This window comes from Streptococcus sp. 343_SSPC (genome assembly GCF_001072385.1).
In the GTDB taxonomy this organism is placed as follows: domain Bacteria; phylum Bacillota; class Bacilli; order Lactobacillales; family Streptococcaceae; genus Streptococcus.
Genome location: NZ_JVKU01000016.1, coordinates 192,296 through 214,885 on the forward strand (window position 1 = coordinate 192,296; position 22,590 = coordinate 214,885).

Genomic DNA, 22,590 nt, shown 5'->3' on the forward strand with positions numbered 1-22,590 from the left:
CCCATAGTATACCATGAAAGGCAAATTTTGACAAATTCTGTTTAACTGTAGCATTGTCAATAAAAGAAGAGGCAACTTGGCCTCCTAAAATTGATGATCACCTTTATCTTCTTGCAATTCTTGAATCTCTCGAATCACGCGCACGCCTGCTTGGCTCCTATTCTGTAATTCTTCGTCCGAGTAGGGGAAGGTATTGATCAAGATACTTTGCATGCCGATGCTTTTCGCTACAGCCACATCTGTAGTGAAGTCATTCCCTACCATGACTGTTTTATTCGGATTCAACTGGTGGTCTTTGATAACTTTCATGAGAAATTCGCGCTGAGGTTTGCGAATCCCTGCATCAGACGACAGATAAATATCATGGAAAATCTCTCTTAGGCCAAGCAAATCAATCTCTGGGTTGGTAAAGTCTGCTTGGGCATTGGATAAGAGATAGATCCGACACCCTGCAGCTTTCATATCTTCTAAGACTTCTTTCGTGTGCGGATAGAGCTCCAAGCGTTTGCGAGAGAGGACACGGAAGGTCCGAGCAATCAAGCGTCCCCACTCTTTGAGATGATGGACACTGGCTCCTGTTGGATGACTCTCTAGATAGAGTTGAACGAAAATCACGGTCAAGTCTATCTCCGGATAAGTGACCTTTTTTTCCTTAGCGATACCTTCCTCCGCTTGCTTCACCAACTCCTTATAGCGGACTTGCAAACTTTCCCCAGTATAATGAGCTCCATAGGACTGGTAGATTTGGGCCATGGTCTCCCACAAAACTGGACTCGACTCATCGGTTTCGATATCGACTAAGGTTCCATAAAAATCAAAGATATAGTTTTTAAATGCGTACTTTTGCTGATTCATCTCTTTCTCCCGTTACAAACATGGTAAAGGTGGCCTTACAGACATTGGCACCTTCCTGATTAGTAATATCGACATCGACAACCCGAGTTGTCCGCCCACTGTGGACACATTCCCCGTGAATCGTTAGGACATCTCCTAGGCGCCCTGCTTTCAAATAATTGATGGAAGACTGCAAGGTCACACCATCTACTCCCTGTGAAATAACGACCAAGCCACTGATCTGGTCACACAAGGTAAAGAGATAGCCACCGTGCGCGTTTCCATAATAATTAAGTGATGATTCAACGACCTTGGTTGTCACAACAACATGGCCATCTCTCATGGTTTTGATCTCGTAATTTTCAAATGCAGCAATGGCATCAAAGTGAAAATCCTTCATGTTAAAACCTCTTCCCTCTATATAAGGTATTCCTAAACTCTTCCATCATACTATTTTTTTCCACTTCTTACAAGAATAAGAAAAGAGCTGGTGTACCCAACTCCTTAATAGCGAAATTTTTCCCAACCATCATCTGTCCGTTTACGATAGTAGTACTCGGATAAGTCTGGATCCTCCATCACTTCTAGCAGAGGAAGCATGTCGTAGGACAAGTCCAACTTTTTTAATTGGTCCTTCTCAACCCAAGAAACTTCTCCTTCTTCAGACGATCTTAGCTGGCCGGTGAATTCTGTCGCCTTGTAGCAAAAGACGATATAGCGACCTCCCTCATCTGGCTCCCAGTCTTTAACTGCGACCAGTTTTGGATCTGCAATTGTCAGTCCTGTCTCTTCGTAGACTTCACGAATGACGGATTCTACCAAACTTTCTCCTTCTTCAATGTGGCCACCTGGAAAAGCATAGCCAGCCCAGTGAGTCTTTTCAGGTGAGCGGTATTGGAGGACTACTTTCCCATTTTCAAGATCTTCGACCATGCAAAGATTGCACAGTATAGTAGGCGTTGTACGTGACATATATTTCCTTTCTATGATATTGACAATTAATCAATATAAACTTTTTTCTTTATCTCTTTTTCATCACAAAGGGATTTACCAGCTCATGGTATTCATCATAGGCATCCAAAAGAGAGCCTCTCTGAAAGACAATTGACTTCTCTTTTAAATAATACTCCGAGTGAATCGTTACCGAACCATGACATCACTGCTAAAGAACAACTCAATGAATAATACCAGGATCAGGCTAGCAAAGAGACTAAAAAGTAGCCCCCCTCGACATTCTTCCAACTGACTATTTGTGTCCGATAGAAGGGATACCAGTTGTAAATGAAAACGAAAAACGTTCTTGCCTTAAATAATGATCAATAGGATATGAACACCTAATCGAAGCCAATGATCAATTAGAGGCGTATCTGGATCACTATTTTTACTATCTAAGAATAGGCTGAGCGATAACAAAAGTAAAGCAAGGGCAATGACTATTTTCAGAGATAGCATCATACCACCAATAGCAAGAGTAGCTAGAAAGCCAAAAAATGGCAACGGGCTAAATAAAAATGACAATAAACTGAAATAGAGCATAAACGAAGAGAGTATCAATAAGCCGTAAACAATCAACTTAGTGAAAATTGAGACTCTTTTTCCTTCTCTTTTCATTTTTGATAGTGAATAAATGACATAGATCATATAGATAAAAAGTAGCATATGGAATCATTCCTATGTTTTATAGATTATGTAATAGTTTAACCAAAAGCCAATCAAAATACAACTAAAGACACTAACTTATCAGTAGTAACCCATCTCTGATCAAAGTTTCTTGACTTCTACTGCTACCTTTTGGAGATGCTGTTTCCGCATACTAGCGGTATTCACATCGCGGCCGACTTCACCCAAAATGCAGACGCGCTTGGTTTTAATCCCACAGTGGTTCAAGACGGCATTTTTCAAAACGGAGATACCATAACTATCAGGAATGTTGAGAGGGCCTGAAAAGATCTTGTACCACCAAGTAGGCGCCATGGAGGTCGCATAAATACTGGCGGTTTTGCCTTTAAGCAACTTCTTAAATTGCTTGCCTCTGAGGTAATTCCAGATAAAGTTTCCTTGATCATTGGCCGAGTAAGCAATCCCCGGTGTAAAGACCCGATCGATCCAGCCCTTCATAAGGCTAGGCATACTACTCCACCAGATGGGATAGACAAAGATCAGGTGATCCGCCCACTGGATCAATTCTTGGGAACGAAGGATAAAAGAATCTTCTTCCATCCGTTTTCGATAGCCATAACGTAAAACCGGATCAAAGTCCTCTTCATTAAGGTTGATGACTTCAAGTTCATGGCGACCTGAGTCAATAGTTTCGACAATGGTTTGAAAAATAGCCTGACAGTAACTTTCCTTATCAGGATGCCCATTAATGACTAAAATTTTCATTCATCTTCTCCTTCATCTTTTTTTCATTCTATCTATTTCACTTTTATACTTTATTAGTTGATAATGGTTCAAAGATTGATAGATAGATCCTTTAGGAATTTTTATTTGAAGAACACATCATCCGCAATTCCTTAACAGGTTTTCCAAGTTTAAGCATTTTTTCTAGGCCATCCAAAGTAAAACCCATTTTTTGATAGAAAGCAATGGCTCGCTTATTCTCTTTCAATACCCATAAATAAATTTCAGAGAAATGATTGAGAGCAACAAATGCAGCATGCATTAACTTTTCACTCACACCTTTTCCATAGTAATCTTTTAAAACATATAAGGCGATGATTTCACCAGCTTGAATGGTCTCATCACGGTAATTTCCATAGCTGATAAATCCAACAACCTTCTTTCCATCCATCGCAATCAAGGTATTTTCTGGATATTTTTGACTAAAGAATCGACATTTTTCTAATGTCATCGTCTCCTGAAAATCCGCGGGTAAAAGATCGTCATAAGCCTCTCTCCACGTTTGCCAATGAACGAGAGATTTTCCTTCTATCTCTTCAGGTGTTTCCATTGTTTTAATGATAATCTTCATTCGTTTTATCCTATCTAATCAAAAGCCTTGACTTCCAACATCATATCGCGGATCTGTGCTGCCAATTCGAAATCAAGCACTTCGACAGCTTCTTGCATTTGGCCTTGCAGTTTCTTGACCAGTTCTTTGCGCTCTTGGCGGTTGAGACTGGTGATATCCACTTCCTTGTCTTCTTCTTTGGCCACAGCCTTGGTAACAGAAATAAGATCTCGGATTTCCTTTTTGATGGTTTGTGGGACGATTCCATGCTCTTCATTATAGGCCATCTGAATCTGACGACGGCGGGCCGTTTCATCGATGGCTTTTTGCATAGACTGGGTCATGGTGTCCGCATACATGATCACGTGACCCTCACTATTACGGGCAGCACGACCAATGGTCTGGATCAGACCGCGTTCATTACGGAGGAAGCCTTCTTTATCTGCATCGAGAATGGCCACTAGACTGACTTCTGGTACGTCAATCCCTTCCCGAAGCAGGTTGATACCGACCAAGACATCAAAGACACCCAAACGCAAATCACGGATAATCTCCGTCCGCTCCAAGGTCTTAATGTCCGAGTGCATGTATTTGACCTTGACACCCATTTCCTTAAAGTAGTCCGTCAAGTCTTCAGCCATCTTCTTGGTCAAGGTGGTGACAAAGGTCCGCTCTCCACGTTCTACACGCGCATTGATCTCACCCAAGAGATCGTCCATTTGTCCCATGGTCGGACGCACTTCCACCTCGGGATCTAGAAGACCTGTCGGACGAATGATTTGCTCGATGACGGTATCCGTTTGTTCCATCTCATAGTCACCTGGTGTCGCTGACACATAGACAATCTGGTGGACATGGCTTTCAAACTCTTCACGACGCAGTGGCCGGTTGTCCAAGGCAGACGGCAAACGGAAGCCATAGTTGACCAGCATTTCCTTGCGCGAGCGGTCTCCATTGTACATGCCCTTGATTTGGCCCATGGTCATATGACTTTCATCGATCATGATGAGAAAATCTTCAGGGAAGAAGTCCAAAAGGGTGTACGGTGGCTCTCCTTCACTCCGGCCATCCATATGACGTGAGTAGTTTTCGACACCATTGGTGTAGCCCATCTCTCGCAACATTTCAATGTCATACTCAGTCCGTTGTTTCAAGCGTTGAGCTTCCAGCAGTTTTCCTTCCTTCTCAAAGATAGCTAACTGTTCTTCCAGCTCAGCTTGAATCTTGGCAATGGCTACTTCCATATGGTCATCATTGGTCACGAAGTGAGTGGCTGGGAAAATGGCTAAGTGGTCCACATCTCCTAGAACCTGGCCGGTCAAAGCTTCAATCTCTCGAATCCGCTCAATCTCATCCCCGAAAAACTCGACTCGAAAGGCATGCTCATCACGCGAAGCTGGGAAAATCTCGACCACATCTCCTCGAACACGGAACTTGCCCCGTTGAAAGTCGATGTCATTGCGCTCAAACTGGATATCCACCAGGTCATTGAGCAGTTTATCACGAGAAATCTCCAGACCTGGACGCAAACTGACCACGCTGTCGGAATATTCCTTAGGCGAACCCAACCCATAGATACATGAAACAGATGCAACTACAATGACGTCATTTCGCTCTAAAAGAGCGGAGGTTGCTGAGTGACGAAGCTTGTCAATCTCATCATTGACCGAGCTATCTTTTTCGATATAGGTATCACTCGATGGCACATAGGCTTCAGGCTGGTAGTAATCGTAGTAAGAGACGAAATACTCGACCGCATTTTCAGGGAAAAATTCCTTAAACTCCCCATAGAGCTGGCCCGCTAGGGTTTTATTGTGGGCGATGACCAAGGTCGGCTTATTGACCTGGGCAATGACCTGACTCATAGTGTAGGTCTTCCCCGTACCAGTCGCTCCCATCAGGATTTGCGCCTTCTCACCACCCTCGATGTTATCTACCAACTGCTCGATGGCCTGCGGTTGATCCCCAGACGGTTGGTATTTGGATACTAGTTTAAATTTGTTATCTGTAATTCGATTAATCATCTCTTTGTCCTCACATATATAGACCTTATTTTACCATAAATCACCAGAATTCTCTGAGATGAGGAATGAAGAGAGAAGACAACAGGTTACAGAACGATCCATTAAATTGGTACATAAGCGAATTACAATCTAATTAATTGGACACGCATTAGCATAAAAACTAAACAAGACTCTCGCAATTACTTCGAAAGTCTTATCTTTTATTCTAAAACCATGCAATACGAAACAAGAGGCTGGGACAAAAGTCCTAGCCTCTTAATTGTTTTTGGATTGTTGAGCAAGACGCAGTGGTTGAGTGGGCTCTACTACGCTGATTTCATCAGCTTTTACAGCCCTACTCAACTGTGCGGAGGTGGGACGACGAAATCGAATTCTAACGAATGACCGATTGCTGTCCCACTCTCCCAAAATTAGAAAAGTTTGCTCATCAGTATCATTTTTATTTACTACTTAACTTCTTGATTCCTAACCAAGAAGTAGAGAGTTGCTCCAAGTGAACATACCAGTCCAATAACGTAAATACAGAGTTGCAGATTGGAAGCTCTCCCTAATATTGTATCTGCAACAATATTATAAAATAGGTAACTAGTCAATGGTTCCACTACTCTTTCTATGAATGGTTGTACTAAAATAGGAAATAGCAATAAAATAGCTAAACTCCCCATTGGACTTTTGAAACAATAACTTAAAAAGTAAGAAATCAAAAAGTATTGGATGGAGCCAATCAAATAGAAGCTGAAAATTTCTAAACTGACACCATTTTCGCTACTAAAAAAATGAAACCATATAAGCAATACAATGAAATACAAGGTTGATTGTAGTACTACATCACATAACTCTACGAACAGGATCCTAATTGAACTTAAGATCCTTTTTCCACTTACCAAATAAACTAGTTTTGTTTCGTGTGATTGTAACTCAACAAATGCATTAACACACCCTATACTAACAGAGAGCATTGAGGCAAAAACAAGAGCTTGCTTTATAGATAATTGTACAACAGTATCATTGATTGTAACTGGTAAAACACTTAAAAGACACACAAAACCTATCAAAAATGACTGTATAGTTATCTGGTACTTCACGGGTTTTAAACTATATTTTTTGATGATAAGACTTCTAAATAAACTTGCCATTCTTCCTCCCCATTCGAATCTTTTCTACAACAATTATCAATACTAAGAATACGACTCCTTCAACAACTAGAAGAGTAAATCCATACAATTGACTCATTTGAGTCCCTTCAATTCGACCAAAAGCAAATGATTTAGCCCCAATCAAAGGTAACAGATTCTCTATGTTAGAAGAAATTCCTCTTAGAATACCTGATAAGGTGATTACCAATAATAAAACGTCTGCAATTAATGCAGTCATTGATTTTTTCGTTACGATTACGAAAAGTAAAGCTAATAAAGTAAGAACGATTGCAAATATCATAACTCTTACCGTGACGTCTAAAAACAATGTCAATTCTAAAAAATTCTTTAGAGTTGAATCTAGAAAAACGAATAAAATAACAGCGTTTACTATAGAAAATATTAAAGTAGAGAGTAACGATAGGACAATCGAACTTGCAATAAACCCAGTAAGACGAACTTTCCAGTTAGGAATCAATAACTGGCTAAAATAATCATCACCAAATTGGTAATGGGTTGAATAAACAAGTGAAACCAAGATTGGCAAGAAAATAACACTTGCTTGGTAGGGTGAAGATAAGAGAGCATCCCTGACTGTATACACTGGATTCGATGATAACATAGATGGATCAAGGTTAACCGCTTGGCCATTTCCTTCTGCTAAGGCATTTATCACCTGGATATTTTGAATTGTAAAAAATATGCTGACTCCCAAAATAAGAAAAAAAGTAACTTTAAAAGTAGGTAAACTACAATATTTATAGAGGTCACTAAAAAAGGAACGCTTCAACATATTATGCACCTTCTTTCCCTTCGAGCGCCTTAAAATATGCTTCCTCAAAAGATCCAAACTCTTTCAAAATGTCTTTTGTAGGAGCATCAATAACGATTTTCCCATTAGAAATACCAACCAAATGATCTACAGTTAATTCTAACTCACTCATATAATGACTTGTCATTAAGACAGTTTTACCTTCATTGACAAAAGATTGTAAAAAATTACGTACCCAGCGAATTCCTTCTGGATCTAGCCCATTGATTGGTTCATCTAAAATTAAGATGTCAGGATTTGCTAATAAGGCTGTTGCTAAACCAAGACGTTGCTTCATTCCTAATGAATAGTCTTTTACTTTTTTATTTTTAGCTTCACTTAACCCCACCAACTCTAAACATTCCTTGCACCTATTTCTATCAACCCCACAGGCCAAGCCAATCCACCGAAGATGCTGAAATCCAGTTCTGGTTGGGTAAGGTTGGCAACTGTCAAGGAACGATCCAACAATACAAAAAGGATTATCTCCCAATTGAGAGTATTTTTTTCCATCGATCAACGCCATTCCCATTTGACTATTTTCTAAACCAAGTAAAATTCTGATTAAAGTTGATTTTCCAGACCCATTCGGTCCAATCAATCCAGTAATCTCACCTTTCTTAGCTTTGAAAGACACGTTTTGAAGGACAATTTTATTATTATATTCCTTATGTAGCTTTTGAATTGTTATCATTCATTCTTTTTCCCTTCTGACTTTTAGTGAAATTCCACCTTCACTTGGAGCAAGTATAACAGGAGAAAATCAGGAAATTCTCAGAATAATTATTTTTTTTATTTTCAACAAATTACATTCTATATTTGCTATAATATGCTCATATAATTGGAGGAACTATGAAGTATAAAATTTTAGCCATTGACGATGATGAAAAAATCTTACGATTAATAGGGAATGCATTAGAAGCAAACAACTTTCACGTGGAAACTCGTAAAAATATAGAGGAGATCAATATCTGTGACTTTACTGGATTTGATCTAATTTTACTTGACGTCATGATGACTATTTCTGGTTTAGAAATTTGTCGTTCCATTCGTCCACAAATTGCTACTCCAATCTTATTTCTAACCGCTAAAGATTTTGAAGAAGATTTACTAAAAGGAATACAAGCCGGAGCCGATGATTACATCACAAAACCATTCAGCATTAAAGAATTGATTGCAAGAATTCAAATGCATCTTCGTAGAGAAGAAAGATCTCATCCTGCCTCTAAAGAAGAAATGAATTCAGATATTTCTTTTTATCGAGATCGTCAAGAAGTTTATTATCAATCAAAGAGAATATCACTAACTAAGCGAGAGTTTGATTTACTTTATCTTTTAGCCAAAAATGAAAACCGAATATTTAGCATAGAAGAACTTTACAATTATCTTTATCCTGTAAGCTCTGATGCTCAACTACGGTCAATCACCGAATACATCTATCAAATTAGACAAAAATTTAAAACTCATCAAATTGATCCAATCAAAACAGTATGGGGAGGAGGATACAAATGGAAAAAGAATTGACGATCAAGCGACTCATTAAGCGTACCTACCTTAAAATCATTTGGCAATTTCTTCTATGTCTGATACTTTTTTACATAGTTCCAGCTCTTCTATCTTCTGTATCTGGAATTAATGAGAAAAATGCCAATCACTTTGCTTTATTTTTTAGCGTCAGTTCTTGGATTTATCTTTGCATCATTTTAATTGTTATCATTGTAATAAATATTAGACAGTTATTAACCAAGATTCAAAAAGAAATGAACATGGTTTATCATAGTGGTCTATATTTCACCAAAAATGAACATCACCATTTGCAGATTAAAGAATTCATTGAAACAAACGATCTGATCGAAAAAATGCAATCTGATATAAAAAATAGGATTGAACATGAAAAAGAACAAAAAAAAGAACTCATGTTTCAAGTATCTAGCGCTGCACATGATCTTCGAACTCCTCTAACTGTCATCAGAGGAAATGCTGAATTCTTACAATCCACCGAGCAAACACCTCAAGTAATAGAATGTCTAAAAGATCTTGAGCAAGCAAGTATTCAATTAAACGATTATTTTAACGACTTCATCCAATACTCCAAAACCTTTTACGACCATGATATTCAACTTGAAAAGATATCAATTAAACAAGTAACTTATCAATTGAAAGAACACATCACTCCCTTACTCCCTAGATATACACAATTTGTTTTTTCAAATACAGTAACTCCATCGACACATATTGCAATTCATTCCAATCTATTTTTCCGAGCAATCACAAATATTATTAATAATGCAATACAACATCAAAAAGAAAATGATGCACAAATCAACCTAACAATTTCACAAGAAAATAGTCAATTAGTTCTAACTATATGGAATAACCAATCTAGTTTTTCAAAAAATATATTACAGAATGCTGGAAATCTTTTCTATAAAGATGACCAAGCAAGAACACCCTCTCAAGAAAGTCACTATGGACTTGGTTTATCTTTCGTAAAACGCGTCATGAAACTTCATAATGGAAAGATGCATTTAGAAAATATTAATCATGGTGCCCAAGTCAAGCTAATTATTCCCATTATTATATAGAAAAAGCCGAACTCATCAATATGTGTTCGACTCATAACTCAGACAAACGTCATTTTTGGTGTTTGTCTTTTTCTTATATGACTATCAGCCATTACACAGAGGTTAGTCATCAAACTTTTCTTTCCTCTCCCCTAAGAGATAAACAATCACTAGGGATACAAGAAGAACCAAAGTGGTGATGATCGATCCTTCCGCTCCAAATTCCCCTCCGGTCAACCAGTCGGGACCAGATCCCATGGTAAAACTAAAAATCGAAGCATCTGCGCCCGTCCCACTGACTTGAAAACCAAGGAGATTCCCTTGTACATAGTTCCAAGTACCGTGTTGAGCAACCACTAGCCAGATACTATCGGTGTAGATAAGGAGAAGACCAGCTAGCACTCCATCGAGGATGATATTCAGTACGGATAAGAAGGTCACTCCTGAATTTCCCAGATGAAGAAAGCCAAAGAGACTACTAGAAATCGCGATCGCTAAAGGCAAATTAGTTCTTGCAGCAATCCGAGTTAGGAGCCAACCCCGCGTCGCCACTTCTTCCGTTCCTCCTTGAAGGAGCCAAAATGGGAATAAGCCTAGAATAAAGAGGATGGGTTCTAAACTTAATTCATTAAGCTCAAAAGACCCAATTCCACCCAACTGGTAGACAAGGGCAATCACACCCATTTGAAGCAGTGAAAGCAAGATCCCCCAACCTAGATACTTGAGCCAATTCTTTTTTACAAAACCTAAAGTCGATAAGGGATTCTTCTCAATGAACTTCACCCAAAAAATAAAGAGTAAGAGAATGAATACAAAACTGAAAAGCTCATAATAAAGAAAATAATGGTAGAAAAATTCTTGGACACTCGCTCCTCCATTGCCTGGTGAAAAGAGCTCTGTTAAAAACTCTATGACTAGAGAAAATGGTCCAACAAACTCACTCCCAAACCAAAGTCCACCTTCAACAAATAGGAAGGTTAAAAACACATAGAATAGTGTAGAAACAAGTACTGGCCATGAGGTGTTAGTTTTTATATCTTGAATGATCTTCCCTTTCTTCATGATCAACCTCCATTTATCTAATAGGTCCATTGTAGCAAAGAAAATCTGAGACTGCAAGATTAGATCATGTTAGATAACCTGACATGAGTTGATTGAATTTCTTGATTTTAGGTTTCATTTATGATATGATAATACTTGTAAAAAATAAATGATTGAAATTCATACTTGTTTTCAGTATGAATTCTTTATTTTTTTGAGCCCTTTTGGGTATCCCTTCCATTGCTCTTCTCGAGACCAGTGGATTAGATATAAAGGAGAACGAAATGAAGAAAAAACTAGTAGCATGTTTGCTTTTCTTATTTCCACTATTCGCCTTTGCGAGTCAAGCACAGGCTGAAACTGTAAAAGTCGTTTTCGATACAGCATATGCGCCCTTCGAATTTAAAGACTCAGACCAAGTTTATAAAGGAATTGACGTTGAAATCTTGGATAAGGTCGCTGAAATTAACGGATGGACCTTAGAAAAATCGTTCCCAGGCTTTGATGCAGCGGTCAATGCAGTTCAAGCTGGTCAAGCCGATGCCATTATGGCAGGGATGACCAAGACCAAGGAACGTGAGCAAGTCTTTGCGATGTCTGATACCTACTATGATACAAAAGTCGTGATTGCGACTAAGAAAGCTAACAAAATCACTTCCTATGACCAGCTCAAAGGAAAAACGGTCGGAGTCAAAAACGGTACAGCTGCTCAACGCTTCCTTCAGAAGAACAAGGACAAGTACGGATATACGATCAAGACATTCGATACCAGTGATTTGATGAACAATAGTTTATCAACCGGTGCAGTGGATGCCATTATGGACGACCAACCTGTTATCGAATATGCCATTAAGCAAGGCCAAGATCTTTCTATTAATATGGAAGGAGAAGCTGTCGGAAGCTTTGCCTTTGGGGTCAAGAAGGATGGTTCTCATGAAAACCTCATTAAACAATTCAATACAGCTCTTGCTCAAATGAAGAAAGATGGTACATTGGACCAAATTATTGAAAAATGGACTGGTAGCAGCCAATCATCATCTTCAACAACAACTACTACCGCTAGCACTTCTGCTGTTCCTGAAACGAGCACTGAAGCCGGCCAAAAGGCGACTCCAAAGAAGAAAACCTACAAAATTTCTAGTGATTCCTCTTTTGCTCCCTTTGTCTTCCAAAATGATCAAAGTAAATACACTGGAATTGATATGGAATTGATTAAGGCCATTGCCAAAGACCAAGGCTTTACTCTAGAAATTAGCAACCCTGGTTTTGATGCTGCCGTCAGTGATGTTCAGAATGGAAATGCGGACGGAATGATTGCCGGCATGACTGTGACAGATGCTCGTAAGGCAACTTTTGACTTCTCTGACCCATACTACACAACGAATTCGATCCTAGCAGTTCAAGAAAGTAGTAAGATTTCTTCCTACGAAGATCTAAAAGGAAAAACAGTTGGGGTCAAAAATGGGACTGCTTCTCAAACTTTCCTCGAGGAAAACAAGAGCAAGTATGGCTATAAAATCAAAACCTTCTCAGATGGGGCTTCTATGTATGACAGCTTGAACTCAGGTTCTGTAGCTGCCATCATGGATGATGAACCTGTCATCAAATACGCCATTAAACAAGGACGTAAATTCAAAACACCTATCGAAGGAACTCCAAGCGGTCAGATTGCTTTTGCTGTTCAAAAAGATTCGAACCCTGAATTGATTGAAATGTTCAACAACGGTTTAGCCAATTTGAAAGAAAGTGGCGAATACCAAAAAATCTTGGATAAGTACCTTTCAAGTGATAGTGATGAAACCACAGACTCTACTGCAGTAGATGAAACGACTATCTGGGGCTTGCTCCAAAACAATTACAAACAATTGTTAAGTGGACTTGGTGTCACTATTGCACTAGCACTTCTATCATTTGCGATCGCTATGGTGATCGGGATCATCTTTGGAATGTTCAGTGTGAGTCCTTATAAATGGCTTCGTTGGACAGCTGAGATCTTCGTCGATGTCATCCGTGGTATCCCACTGATGATCCTTGCTGCCTTCATCTTCTGGGGAATTCCCAATTTGATCGAGTCCATGACGGGTCACCAATCCCCAATCAATGACTTCCTTGCAGGTACCATCGCTCTCTCCCTCAATGCTGCTGCTTATATTGCTGAGATTGTTCGTGGTGGGATTCAAGCCGTACCTGCCGGACAGATGGAAGCTAGTCGAAGCCTCGGGATTTCTTATAGCAAGACCATGCGCAAGATTATCTTGCCTCAAGCGACTAAACTCATGCTTCCAAACTTTGTCAACCAATTCGTTATTGCACTGAAAGATACGACCATCGTGTCTGCGATCGGTTTGGTCGAGCTCTTCCAGACTGGTAAGATTATCATCGCTCGAAACTACCAAAGTTTCAAGATGTATGCAATCCTTGCCGTCTTCTACCTCGTCATCATTACCTTATTGACACGCTTTGCAAAACAATTAGAAAAGAGGGTTAACTAATGGCTAAATTAAAAATTGATGTCCATGACCTCCACAAATATTACGGTGAAAACGAGGTCCTTAAAGGCATCTCAACAAAATTCTACGAAGGAGATGTGGTTTGTATCATCGGACCATCTGGTTCTGGTAAATCCACCTTCCTACGCAGTCTCAATCTTCTCGAAGAAGTAACCAAGGGACAGATTACCGTGAACGGCTATGATCTTACTGATCCAAAAACCAACATTGATATCGTCCGTGAAAATGTTGGGATGGTCTTCCAGCACTTCAACCTCTTCCCTCATATGAGTGTTATCGAAAACATCATGTTTGCTCCTTTAGAGCACAAACGCATGAATCGTGAAGAAGCTAGAGAACTAGCGATGGAACTCTTGGAAAAGGTTGGACTGGCTGACAAAGCTGATGTCTCTCCTGATAGCTTGTCAGGTGGTCAGAAACAGCGGGTAGCCATTGCGCGTGGTCTCGCTATGAAGCCAGACGTCATGCTCTTTGACGAACCGACTTCTGCTCTTGACCCTGAGATGGTCGGAGATGTACTAAACGTTATGAAGGACTTGGCTAAACAAGGCATGACCATGATTATCGTTACCCACGAGATGGGATTTGCTCGCCAAGTAGCCAATCGTGTCATCTTTACCGCTGATGGGGAATTCCTCGAAGATGGCAAACCAGACCAAATATTCGACAACCCACAACACCCACGATTGAAAGAATTCTTAGATAAAGTCTTAAACGTCTAATAGAAATAAAAAACTGGAGTTAAACCTCCAGTTTTTTTCTTCTCTTAATTATAAAAATATTAAGAAATTTCATTTAAATAACTTGCTAAATGAAGCAAAAAACTATACCATAGTAGAGTGTCTTTTGACCAAATATGTGACTGAAGGATGATTATGAAAAAATTATTAGAAAAGGTTAGTATCCTTTCTTTATCTCTTGTATTAACAACGTCTTTTTCGATTTCTAGCGCACTTCCCTATATGTTTGAATACTATAAGGATCTCCCTAAAAGTCAGATCGAACTCTTGGTATCCCTTCCATCCGCTGGGATTATGCTCACCCTCTTTCTCAACACCTTTATCGAACGCTTCTTGGATGAGAGAAAGATGATTATCACTGGTCTGTTAATCCTCTCAATCTTCGGAATGGTCCCTTTCATTAACCAAGCTTATCCTATCCTCTTCATCTCTCGTTTCATCTTTGGAATGGGTGTCGGTTTGATCAATGCTAAGGCTATTTCAATTATCAGCGAACGCTATCATGGACGTGAACGAGTCCAAACTCTTGGATTTCGTGGTTCTGCCGAGGTCGTAGGGACAGCCCTCGTCACTTTATTAGTCGGCTTCCTCCTCCAATTCGGCTGGACTTCTAGCTTCCTAGCCTACGGGGCCGGCTTAATCGTTCTCTTTCTCTTCATGACCTTTGTCCCTTACCACCAGCAAGAAGAAAGTCAGCATACACAAGCCAATCAGAAAGAACCACTCCAAAAAGAAGAATGGAAGTTAACTATTATTTTGGCCATTGTAGCCGCAATGATTGTCCTTTGCAACGTCGGAGTAACTCTTCGCATTCCAAGTATTGTCGCCTACACGTTCAAGGATCAGCATAATTCAGCCAGCTTCATTCTAAGTGCTATGCAATTAATCGGAATTCTAGCTGGTCTCACCTTCTCTGGCCTTGTACATTTGTTCAAGAGCAAATTGATCACTTATGCCGGGATTGCTTACGGATTCTCCATGATGGCTGTAGCCCTTTCTCCAAGTATCCCTCTTCTTGCTCTATCCGCCCTCTTCTCCGGCTATACGTATAGCACTGCTCTCACCATGGTTTTCCAAATCTTGTCAGCCAAAATTCCTGCGAAACGATTAAACCAAGTGACCTCTGTAGCCGTCTTGGGCTGTAGCTTTGGAGCGGCCATTACACCTTTCGCTCTCAATACCATCGGTCTCATCTCAGACAGCAACGCTTTCATCTTTACCGTATTAGGTTTTGCTATGGCTCTCTTGGCCTTCTCTCTTCTCTATCTTTTAAAAGATCAGCAGGATTAAACACAAAAGACTGGACAAAGATCCAGTCTTTTACTGTCTTAATTACTAGAAAGTTGGGCAGTTTGCATTTTGTAATAAACACCTCTTTGAGCCATCAACTCCGTATGATTCCCATGTTCAACGATATTTCCATCTACCATGACTAGGATGAGATCCGCATTTTCAATTGTAGACAGGCGATGGGCAATCACAAAGCTGGTCCGACCCACCATTAACTTATGAAAGGCATCTTGAATAAGCAACTCTGTCCGCGTGTCGATGGAAGAGGTCGCCTCATCTAGGATCAGGATCTTAGGTACTGCAAGAAAGACCCGAGCAATAGTCAGAAGCTGTCTTTGTCCTTGAGAGAGGGAGTCTCCAGCATCGGCTAGATAGGTATCATAGCCATCTGGAAGCTGTTGAATAAAGAAATCAGCATTGGCAGCTTTTGCTGCTTGGACCACTTCTTCCCGACTTGCATCAGGTCGACCAAAGGCGATATTCTCATGAACCGTTCCAACTTTGAGCCAAGTCTCTTGGAGCACCATCCCAAACTGCTTGCGATAGCTTGCTAGACTATAGCTATTTACAGCTTCATTATCTAAGCGCAACTGCCCCTGATCCACATCATAGAATCGCATGAGAAGATTAATCAATGTAGATTTCCCAGCCCCAGTTGGACCAACAATGGCTACATTACTAGCCGGCGGGATAGAAATGGAAAGATCCTTTATGAGTGTCTGATCAGGGCGATAACCAAAGCTGACATGATCAAATTGGACAGCTCCTTCGACAGCGTCTTCTTGCAAGTCTCTCTTGCCACTTTCTTTCACTTCCTCTTGGTCTAGGATACTATAGAGACGCTCTGCACAAGCTAAGGCGCTCTGCAGTTCAGCAAGGACAGAGGAGATGTCATTGAAGGGTTTAGTATACTGATTGACATAGTTGAGAAAGGTTACCAACTGACCAACAGTAAAGCTCGTTCCAGATAGGATACGGACGGCACCAAATCCCGTCACAAGCGCATAAATTAGAGCATTGACAAAGCGCGTCGCAGGATTAACGGTGGAGGAGTAAAAAATCGCTTCTTGAGAGCAACCAGCATAGTCGCCATTGATCTCGATAAACTTCCTATGAAATGCAGCCTGAGCATTGAAGGCTTGAAGCAAGCTTTCTTGACTAAGAGATTCTTCAATCATTTGCGTCTGAACCCCACGCGCCTGGGTCTGCATCCTGAAGAGATGGTAAGAACGCTTGGCAATAAAACGGGCGATAAAGAGTGATAAGGGTGTCAAGATTAAGACCATCCCCATCATCATCCAATCCAATCGGGCCATACTGGCAATGGTCACTAGAATCGTAAGAAGACCAACAAAGAACTGACTGAAGACCATGAATAAACCATTGTTTAGTTGTTCAACGTCAGTGGTCAAGCGACTTACCAAATCCCCAGTACCTTGACGATCCAGGTAAGATAAAGGTAGGACATGCACTTTCTGGATGACCTTCTCCCTTAAATCCTTACTGTAGCGATAGATCATCTGATTGTAAATTAAAGGATTAAACCATTGAATCAAGGTTGCAAAGAGGATCACTAGACCTATTTGCAAGATAAGTGGGAGTATGAGGTGAGCTGCATCAGGGAGGACCACTAGGTCCACTGCCCGCCCGATCAGGATAGGGATATAGACGGTTAACAAGACTTGCAAGATGGTTCCCAGACTGGCTAAGATTAGCCAGATGGGCTGCTTGGCTAAGTCAGCAAGCAAGCGCCGTAAATATGTCTTTTGTTTCATTCTGCCCCCTCCTCTCTCTTCTGTTGGGAGAAATGAATCTCTTGGTATAAAGGATTGGTTGCCACCAAGTCCTCATGACTTCCTAGGCCGACTTGACGACCTTTATCTAAGACGAGAATTTGCTCAGCACTTCGTAGACTATTGGTCCGCTGCGAAATGAGAATGAGGCTTGTCTCCGTCAATTCCTCTTTTAGAGCCTGTAAAAGTCGTGCTTCTGTCAAATAGTCCAAGGCAGATGTAGAATCATCCAAGACCAAAAATGGTGCTTTGCGAAGGATAGCACGTGCTATGGTCAAACGTTGACGCTGACCACCGGAAAAATTCCGTCCAAAAGCTTCTACGGGAGCCTCTAGTCCTCCCACTTTCTCACGGACGAAATCAGCTGCTTGCGCAACTCCCAAGGCCCACCACAACTGCTCTTCATTCGCTTCCTCATTTAATCCCAGCGTTAGATTGGAACGAATACTTCCTTTAAAGAGTTCTGCTTTTTGAGGAACTACTGCTACCCAGTCACGCCACTGACGAAGGGTCTTGGGACTCTGACCATCCTTAAAGAGACTTACACTCCCGTGGCTTGGGCTATAAAGATGCCCTAGCAATTGAACCAGAGTGGACTTCCCTGATCCTGTCCCTCCAATAATTCCCAAGGTTTGACCCTTGTTCAGGGATAAGTGAATCCCTTCTAAGGATGGTTTTGCGGCTAAAGGATAGGTAAAGACAAGGTCTTGGATCTGTAGCGCCAGCTGAGGGTCAGAAACAGATACATCATCCAACTCTTGATCCAGCTCTTCACTTTTCTCATCAAAGACCTGGACTATCCGACCAGCAGCAATATAGCTTTGGTTGAGCGAGGTCACCAACATCGCTAACTTCAGTAATTCCGTCAAAATTTGAAGCAGGTAATTGACCAAAGCGACCAACATTCCTTGACTGAGGGTCCCCATTTGAATAGAGGCTTGCCCTTGCCAAAGAATACAAATCAAGGTTCCATTCACGACGAGGAAAGTCAAGGGACTGATTAAACTAGACCATTTAGAGACCACTAATTGCCACTTCGTATAGTCTTGGTTGACCTCATTAAACTCTGCTTCTTCGTGAGCTGCCTGCCCAAAGGCGCGGATAACCCTCATCCCTTGTAACTGCTGACGCGTAATGGTAACCATTCGGTCCGTAATTTTCCTGATGCGCGCATAAAGAGGATTGACCAGACGAGACATAAGGACAATGATGAGGGACAAGAGAGCAACCATACCAATAAACCACAGGGTCAGTTGCGGACTAATGGTGAAGGCCATAAAAATCGAACCAAAAACAACAATTGGCGCACGGAGAAATAGACGTAAAAATAGATTAATCCCCGTTTGAATCTGATAGGTATCACTGGTTAAGCGTGTCACGAGACTTGAAGTGGTTAAACGGTCTCTTTGCTCTTTAGACAAGCTGAGAATCTTCTCATACAGGTCATTAGTCAATTCCTTGGTATAGCCTACTGCTGCTTTTGATGAATAATATTGGGCCGTTATCGCTACAAAAACCCCAAAACCAGCAAAAACAAATAAGAGACCAACCAGTCCAAATATCCCCCCTTGATCCTGACGGGGGATGAGCTGATCGACCAGATGGGCAATTAAAAGTGGAACCAGTAATTCAAAAGTTGCTTCTAACAACTTGAAAAACGGTCCCAGTATGGTTTCTTTTTTATAATTCCTGAAGTATTTCAATAAGTCTTTCATACTAGTCATTTTTCTTTCTAAAGGATGTACTTATTTTACCATAATTTAGAAAGATAAAAAAACTCCCCCTGCAAAGCAGAGAGAGTCGATTAATGACCTGATGAAGGCCAGCAATTTTATTCCGTCTTCGTTCCCTTGTTTAAGATCTTGCCCATTTTCCCCAATCCAATCACTAAGATTGGGAAAGAGATGAGTGTTATCAGGCCTAGCACAAGAAAAACAGCTACAAATCCACAAGTATCAATCAACCAACCAGTCAGTGGGAAGATGACGATCATGGAAAGACTAAACATCATGGAATTGATACTCAGCATGGTTGCTCGTACACTAGAAGGCAGATAAGTTTGTAAATCATTGTAGTAGATGGGTTGATAAACTGCGTATAGTGCATTTGTCAAGAGATAGACACTCAGATAGGCGAATGGAGTCTTGAAAGTTACCAAAAGCAAGGCCAAACCTGTCAGTGCCACTAGAATTGGAAAGACTTGATTACTATTCCATTTTTTCCCGATTTGACTGGCCAGATAAACCGCTAGGAGATTGAATCCACTACCAATCAACATGATGAGCGAAACTTGCCAACTGGCTAAGTCACTAATTTTCTGTTGGTAGTAAAAATAAAACATGCACATGATGGTTCCTAGCAGTTGATTGGTGAGCATCCAGTAAAAAAGTACTGGTTTTTCCTGCCATTCTTTTTTCACTACCACCAATATCCGTTTCAAGGTCAAATGATTTCTTTCACCACTTTTGCTCTCCGGCTCCTTCATAAGAAAAATCAAGACTATGGAAAGCAAGGAAAGACCAATAGCAATTAGGTAGGTCCAAGCCAATGCTCCATGAACAAAGAAGCCTGCCACAACTGTCCCTAAGGTTCGGGTGACTTCTGCTACACCAGACAAAAAGCTAGAAATCTGAAGATACCGGTCCTTTTGACCTGCTTCTACCGCAGAATCATATAAGAAAGCGGTACTGGTTCCCGAGTCAAAATTATAAGACCAAGCACTGACCATCATAGAAATCGCATAGATCCAAAAATTCCCCTGACCAAACAAGATCAAGATAGAGGATCCAATGCTGGCCAAGCGAGCCAAATAGAGATTGGTCTTGTAGCTAAAGCGATCGGCCAGCATACCGGATGGGATCTCGCACAAGAGGCTGGTCCCATGAAAGATACTCTCTAATAGACCGATTTGAAGCAAGGAAAGACCATTTTGGATGAAGAATAAAATCCAAAAACTGGTAATTCCGAAGTAAGATGTGAATTCCAGACCTGCTAGGAGTGGAATATTGCCTTTGTAAGTTCTTTTAAACATTGTTTTCTCTCTTTCAATATATAGTATGACTGTTTCTAAAAGACTTACTGAGAGTTGTCTACATTTTTTCCACCTCTTTCATTTAAAGTAATACTCAATGAAAATCAAAGAGCAAACTAGGAAGCTAGCCGCAGGCTGTACTTGAGTACGGCAAGGTGAAGCTGACGTAGTTTGAATTTGATTTTCGAAGAGTATAAAAACGCCAGACGGCGTTTTTATGGCTATTAAGGTTTGATACGGTGCAACATACGTGGGAATGGAATAGCTTCACGGATGTGTTTAGTACCAGCTGCGAAGGTGACCATCCGCTCGATACCGATACCAAATCCACCGTGTGGGACTGTACCGTATTTACGAAGGTCAAGGTAGAATTCATACTCCGTACGATCCATACCAAGTGATTCCATCTTCGCTACAAGGGCATCGTAGTCTTCCTCACGCATTGAACCACCGATGATTTCTCCGTAGCCTTCTGGTGCAAGCAAGTCTGCACAAAGCACGCGGTCTGGATTACCAGGGACTGGCTTCATGTAGAAGGCCTTGATGTCTGCTGGGTAGTTGATTACGAAGGTTGGTACACCAAAGTGGTTTGAAATCCAAGTTTCGTGTGGTGAACCGAAGTCATCTCCGTGTTCAAGATGCTCGTAGTCCGCATCTTCATCGTTTTCATGCTCTTGCAAGAGATCAATCGCTTCATCATAAGTGATGCGTTTGAATGGTTCTGCAATGTAGCGTTTCAAGAGCTCTGTATCACGTTCCAATGTTTCCAAGGCTTGAGGGGCACGGTCCAAAACACCTTGAAGCAAAGCTTTAACATAAGCTTCTTGCAAGTCAAGTGACTCATCGTGTGTCAAGTAAGAGTACTCAGCATCCATCATCCAGAACTCAGTCAAGTGACGACGAGTCTTAGATTTTTCAGCACGGAATACTGGACCAAAGTCAAAGACACGACCAAGAGCCATAGCACCAGCTTCAAGATAAAGCTGACCTGATTGGCTCAAGTATGCTGGTGTTCCAAAGTAATCTGTTTCAAAAAGTTCTGTCGAATCTTCTGCCGCATTTCCTGAAAGAATTGGGCTATCAAACTTCATGAAACCATTTTTATCAAAGAACTCATAAGTCGCGTAGATAATAGCATTACGGATTTGCATGACAGCGACTTGCTTACGAGAACGAAGCCACAAGTGACGATTGTCCATCAAGAAGTCTGTTCCGTGTTCTTTTGGAGTGATTGGGTAATCTTGCGATTCACCGATGACTTCGATGTCTGTAATATCGAGCTCATAACCAAATTTAGAACGCTCGTCTTCTTTGACAATCCCTGTCACGAAAACAGATGTTTCTTGGCTTAGACGTTTGATGGTGTCAAATTTTTCAAGACCTACTTCTTCGCCGAATTTTTCGATAAAGTTTGGTTTGAAAGCAACACCTTGGAAGAAGGCCGTTCCGTCACGCAATTGCAAGAAAGCGATCTTCCCTTTTCCTGATTTATTCGCAACCCAAGCACCGATGGTCACTTCTTGACCGACGTAGTCTTTTACTTCGATGATGGTAATCCGTTTTGTCATAATAGATCTTCCTTTTCTCATTGTACTTGTCCGAAGACATGGTCATCTTTCATTTTACCACAAATAGGACTTGATAGCTATCTCTCACCTTCTAAAATCCACCTTTTTTTAGCGAAAACTGATTTTTTAAAGAAAAGTCAATCAACTTTTTCAAATTCTTGAACCGATTTAAATATTTTATCCTATATTTTGATTTTTCAAAGGAAAATCCTATCCTTTTAGGTCTTTCTAGCAGTCGTTTTTGACAAGTCAAAAGCTTACAAGTTATACTAACAGTATGTATAAGGAGGAAAAT

The 22,590-nt window shown here is 40.7% G+C and carries 19 protein-coding genes; 5 read left to right on the forward strand and 14 right to left on the reverse strand.

Annotation, left to right across the window (positions count from 1 at the left end; genetic code table 11):
- Nucleotides 1-84: 84 nt before the first annotated feature.
- The 9 genes from ADH27_RS04825 to ADH27_RS04870 form a co-directional block, all read right to left on the reverse strand.
- Entirely contained in the window at nt 85-855 is a 771-nt protein-coding gene (locus ADH27_RS04825; RefSeq protein WP_048716139.1) for an HAD family hydrolase, read from the reverse strand.
- A complete protein-coding gene (locus ADH27_RS04830) occupies nt 830-1,234 on the reverse strand; it encodes a PaaI family thioesterase (protein WP_048716141.1) in 405 nt (134 codons plus the stop codon). The genes ADH27_RS04825 and ADH27_RS04830 overlap by 26 nt, the downstream gene beginning before the upstream one ends.
- 104 nt (nt 1,235-1,338) lie before the next feature.
- Nucleotides 1,339-1,806 (reverse strand): 8-oxo-dGTP diphosphatase, encoded by a 468-nt coding sequence (locus ADH27_RS04835; RefSeq protein WP_193389718.1) that lies wholly within the window; start codon nt 1,804-1,806, stop codon nt 1,339-1,341.
- 789 nt (nt 1,807-2,595) lie between these two features.
- Nucleotides 2,596-3,219 (reverse strand): NAD(P)H-dependent oxidoreductase, encoded by a 624-nt coding sequence (locus ADH27_RS04845; RefSeq protein ID WP_048716145.1) that lies wholly within the window; start codon nt 3,217-3,219, stop codon nt 2,596-2,598.
- Nucleotides 3,220-3,310: 91 nt separating this feature from the next.
- Nucleotides 3,311-3,808 (reverse strand): GNAT family N-acetyltransferase, encoded by a 498-nt coding sequence (locus ADH27_RS04850; protein WP_048716147.1) that lies wholly within the window; start codon nt 3,806-3,808, stop codon nt 3,311-3,313.
- 14 nt (nt 3,809-3,822) lie between these two features.
- Nucleotides 3,823-5,811 carry an excinuclease ABC subunit UvrB gene (uvrB, locus tag ADH27_RS04855; RefSeq protein ID WP_048716148.1) on the reverse strand — a complete coding sequence of 663 codons (1,989 nt, stop codon included), beginning with the start codon at nt 5,809-5,811 and terminating at the stop codon, nt 3,823-3,825.
- 446 nt (nt 5,812-6,257) lie between these two features.
- Nucleotides 6,258-6,947: a hypothetical protein gene (locus ADH27_RS04860; protein ID WP_048716150.1), complete on the reverse strand. Its 690-nt coding sequence runs from the start codon at nt 6,945-6,947 to the stop codon at nt 6,258-6,260.
- The gene (locus ADH27_RS04865) at nt 6,931-7,740 is read right to left on the reverse strand and encodes a hypothetical protein (protein ID WP_048716152.1); all 810 of its coding nucleotides are present in this window, start codon (nt 7,738-7,740) and stop codon (nt 6,931-6,933) included. Before ADH27_RS04865 ends, ADH27_RS04860 begins: the two co-directional genes overlap by 17 nt.
- A 1-nt stretch (nt 7,741) precedes the next feature.
- Entirely contained in the window at nt 7,742-8,452 is a 711-nt protein-coding gene (locus ADH27_RS04870) for an ABC transporter ATP-binding protein (RefSeq protein WP_003007544.1), read from the reverse strand.
- A gap of 158 nt (nt 8,453-8,610) precedes the next feature.
- On the opposite strand from ADH27_RS04870, the gene ADH27_RS04875 reads away from it, so the two are divergent.
- Nucleotides 8,611-9,282: a response regulator transcription factor gene (locus tag ADH27_RS04875; RefSeq protein WP_048716154.1), complete on the forward strand. Its 672-nt coding sequence runs from the start codon at nt 8,611-8,613 to the stop codon at nt 9,280-9,282.
- Nucleotides 9,267-10,343: a sensor histidine kinase gene (locus ADH27_RS04880; protein ID WP_048716156.1), complete on the forward strand. Its 1,077-nt coding sequence runs from the start codon at nt 9,267-9,269 to the stop codon at nt 10,341-10,343. Before ADH27_RS04875 ends, ADH27_RS04880 begins: the two co-directional genes overlap by 16 nt.
- A 102-nt stretch (nt 10,344-10,445) precedes the next feature.
- Here ADH27_RS04880 and ADH27_RS04885 read toward each other — a convergent pair whose 3' ends face one another.
- Nucleotides 10,446-11,384 (reverse strand): CPBP family intramembrane glutamic endopeptidase, encoded by a 939-nt coding sequence (locus ADH27_RS04885; protein WP_193389719.1) that lies wholly within the window; start codon nt 11,382-11,384, stop codon nt 10,446-10,448.
- 263 nt (nt 11,385-11,647) lie between these two features.
- On the opposite strand from ADH27_RS04885, the gene ADH27_RS04890 reads away from it, so the two are divergent.
- The 3 genes from ADH27_RS04890 (at nt 11,648) to ADH27_RS04900 (ending at nt 15,903) form a co-directional block, all read left to right on the forward strand.
- A complete protein-coding gene (locus ADH27_RS04890) occupies nt 11,648-13,855 on the forward strand; it encodes an ABC transporter substrate-binding protein/permease (protein ID WP_048716160.1) in 2,208 nt (735 codons plus the stop codon).
- Nucleotides 13,855-14,595: an amino acid ABC transporter ATP-binding protein gene (locus ADH27_RS04895; protein ID WP_048716162.1), complete on the forward strand. Its 741-nt coding sequence runs from the start codon at nt 13,855-13,857 to the stop codon at nt 14,593-14,595. The genes ADH27_RS04890 and ADH27_RS04895 overlap by 1 nt, the downstream gene beginning before the upstream one ends.
- 153 nt (nt 14,596-14,748) lie before the next feature.
- Nucleotides 14,749-15,903 (forward strand): MFS transporter, encoded by a 1,155-nt coding sequence (locus tag ADH27_RS04900; RefSeq protein ID WP_048716164.1) that lies wholly within the window; start codon nt 14,749-14,751, stop codon nt 15,901-15,903.
- 38 nt (nt 15,904-15,941) lie between these two features.
- Here ADH27_RS04900 and ADH27_RS04905 read toward each other — a convergent pair whose 3' ends face one another.
- The 4 genes from ADH27_RS04905 to asnS form a co-directional block, all read right to left on the reverse strand.
- Nucleotides 15,942-17,678, reverse strand: coding sequence for an ABC transporter ATP-binding protein (locus tag ADH27_RS04905; protein ID WP_048716166.1), 1,737 nt, complete (start codon nt 17,676-17,678; stop codon nt 15,942-15,944).
- Nucleotides 17,675-19,411: an ABC transporter ATP-binding protein gene (locus tag ADH27_RS04910; protein WP_048716167.1), complete on the reverse strand. Its 1,737-nt coding sequence runs from the start codon at nt 19,409-19,411 to the stop codon at nt 17,675-17,677. The genes ADH27_RS04905 and ADH27_RS04910 overlap by 4 nt, the downstream gene beginning before the upstream one ends.
- A 116-nt stretch (nt 19,412-19,527) precedes the next feature.
- Nucleotides 19,528-20,727 carry an MFS transporter gene (locus ADH27_RS04915; RefSeq protein WP_048716169.1) on the reverse strand — a complete coding sequence of 400 codons (1,200 nt, stop codon included), beginning with the start codon at nt 20,725-20,727 and terminating at the stop codon, nt 19,528-19,530.
- A gap of 224 nt (nt 20,728-20,951) precedes the next feature.
- Nucleotides 20,952-22,295, reverse strand: a complete 1,344-nt coding sequence (gene asnS / locus ADH27_RS04920) for an asparagine--tRNA ligase (protein ID WP_037616614.1) — start codon at nt 22,293-22,295, stop codon at nt 20,952-20,954.
- Nucleotides 22,296-22,590: the final 295 nt, after the last annotated feature.

Coding starts and splice junctions, on each gene's coding strand:
- asnS (WP_037616614.1), bottom strand. CDS start 22,295: ATGACAAAACGGATTACCATCATCGAAGTAAAAGACTACGTCGGTCAA.
- ADH27_RS04915 (WP_048716169.1), bottom strand. CDS start 20,727: ATGTTTAAAAGAACTTACAAAGGCAATATTCCACTCCTAGCAGGTCTG.
- ADH27_RS04865 (WP_048716152.1), bottom strand. CDS start 7,740: ATGTTGAAGCGTTCCTTTTTTAGTGACCTCTATAAATATTGTAGTTTA.
- ADH27_RS04875 (WP_048716154.1), top strand. CDS start 8,611: ATGAAGTATAAAATTTTAGCCATTGACGATGATGAAAAAATCTTACGA.
- ADH27_RS04900 (WP_048716164.1), top strand. CDS start 14,749: ATGAAAAAATTATTAGAAAAGGTTAGTATCCTTTCTTTATCTCTTGTA.
- ADH27_RS04910 (WP_048716167.1), bottom strand. CDS start 19,411: ATGAAAGACTTATTGAAATACTTCAGGAATTATAAAAAAGAAACCATA.
- ADH27_RS04895 (WP_048716162.1), top strand. CDS start 13,855: ATGGCTAAATTAAAAATTGATGTCCATGACCTCCACAAATATTACGGT.
- ADH27_RS04870 (WP_003007544.1), bottom strand. CDS start 8,452: ATGATAACAATTCAAAAGCTACATAAGGAATATAATAATAAAATTGTC.
- ADH27_RS04825 (WP_048716139.1), bottom strand. CDS start 855: ATGAATCAGCAAAAGTACGCATTTAAAAACTATATCTTTGATTTTTAT.
- ADH27_RS04905 (WP_048716166.1), bottom strand. CDS start 17,678: ATGAAACAAAAGACATATTTACGGCGCTTGCTTGCTGACTTAGCCAAG.
- ADH27_RS04885 (WP_193389719.1), bottom strand. CDS start 11,384: ATGAAGAAAGGGAAGATCATTCAAGATATAAAAACTAACACCTCATGG.
- ADH27_RS04880 (WP_048716156.1), top strand. CDS start 9,267: ATGGAAAAAGAATTGACGATCAAGCGACTCATTAAGCGTACCTACCTT.
- ADH27_RS04845 (WP_048716145.1), bottom strand. CDS start 3,219: ATGAAAATTTTAGTCATTAATGGGCATCCTGATAAGGAAAGTTACTGT.
- ADH27_RS04830 (WP_048716141.1), bottom strand. CDS start 1,234: ATGAAGGATTTTCACTTTGATGCCATTGCTGCATTTGAAAATTACGAG.
- uvrB (WP_048716148.1), bottom strand. CDS start 5,811: ATGATTAATCGAATTACAGATAACAAATTTAAACTAGTATCCAAATAC.
- ADH27_RS04860 (WP_048716150.1), bottom strand. CDS start 6,947: ATGGCAAGTTTATTTAGAAGTCTTATCATCAAAAAATATAGTTTAAAA.
- ADH27_RS04850 (WP_048716147.1), bottom strand. CDS start 3,808: ATGAAGATTATCATTAAAACAATGGAAACACCTGAAGAGATAGAAGGA.
- ADH27_RS04835 (WP_193389718.1), bottom strand. CDS start 1,806: ATGTCACGTACAACGCCTACTATACTGTGCAATCTTTGCATGGTCGAA.
- ADH27_RS04890 (WP_048716160.1), top strand. CDS start 11,648: ATGAAGAAAAAACTAGTAGCATGTTTGCTTTTCTTATTTCCACTATTC.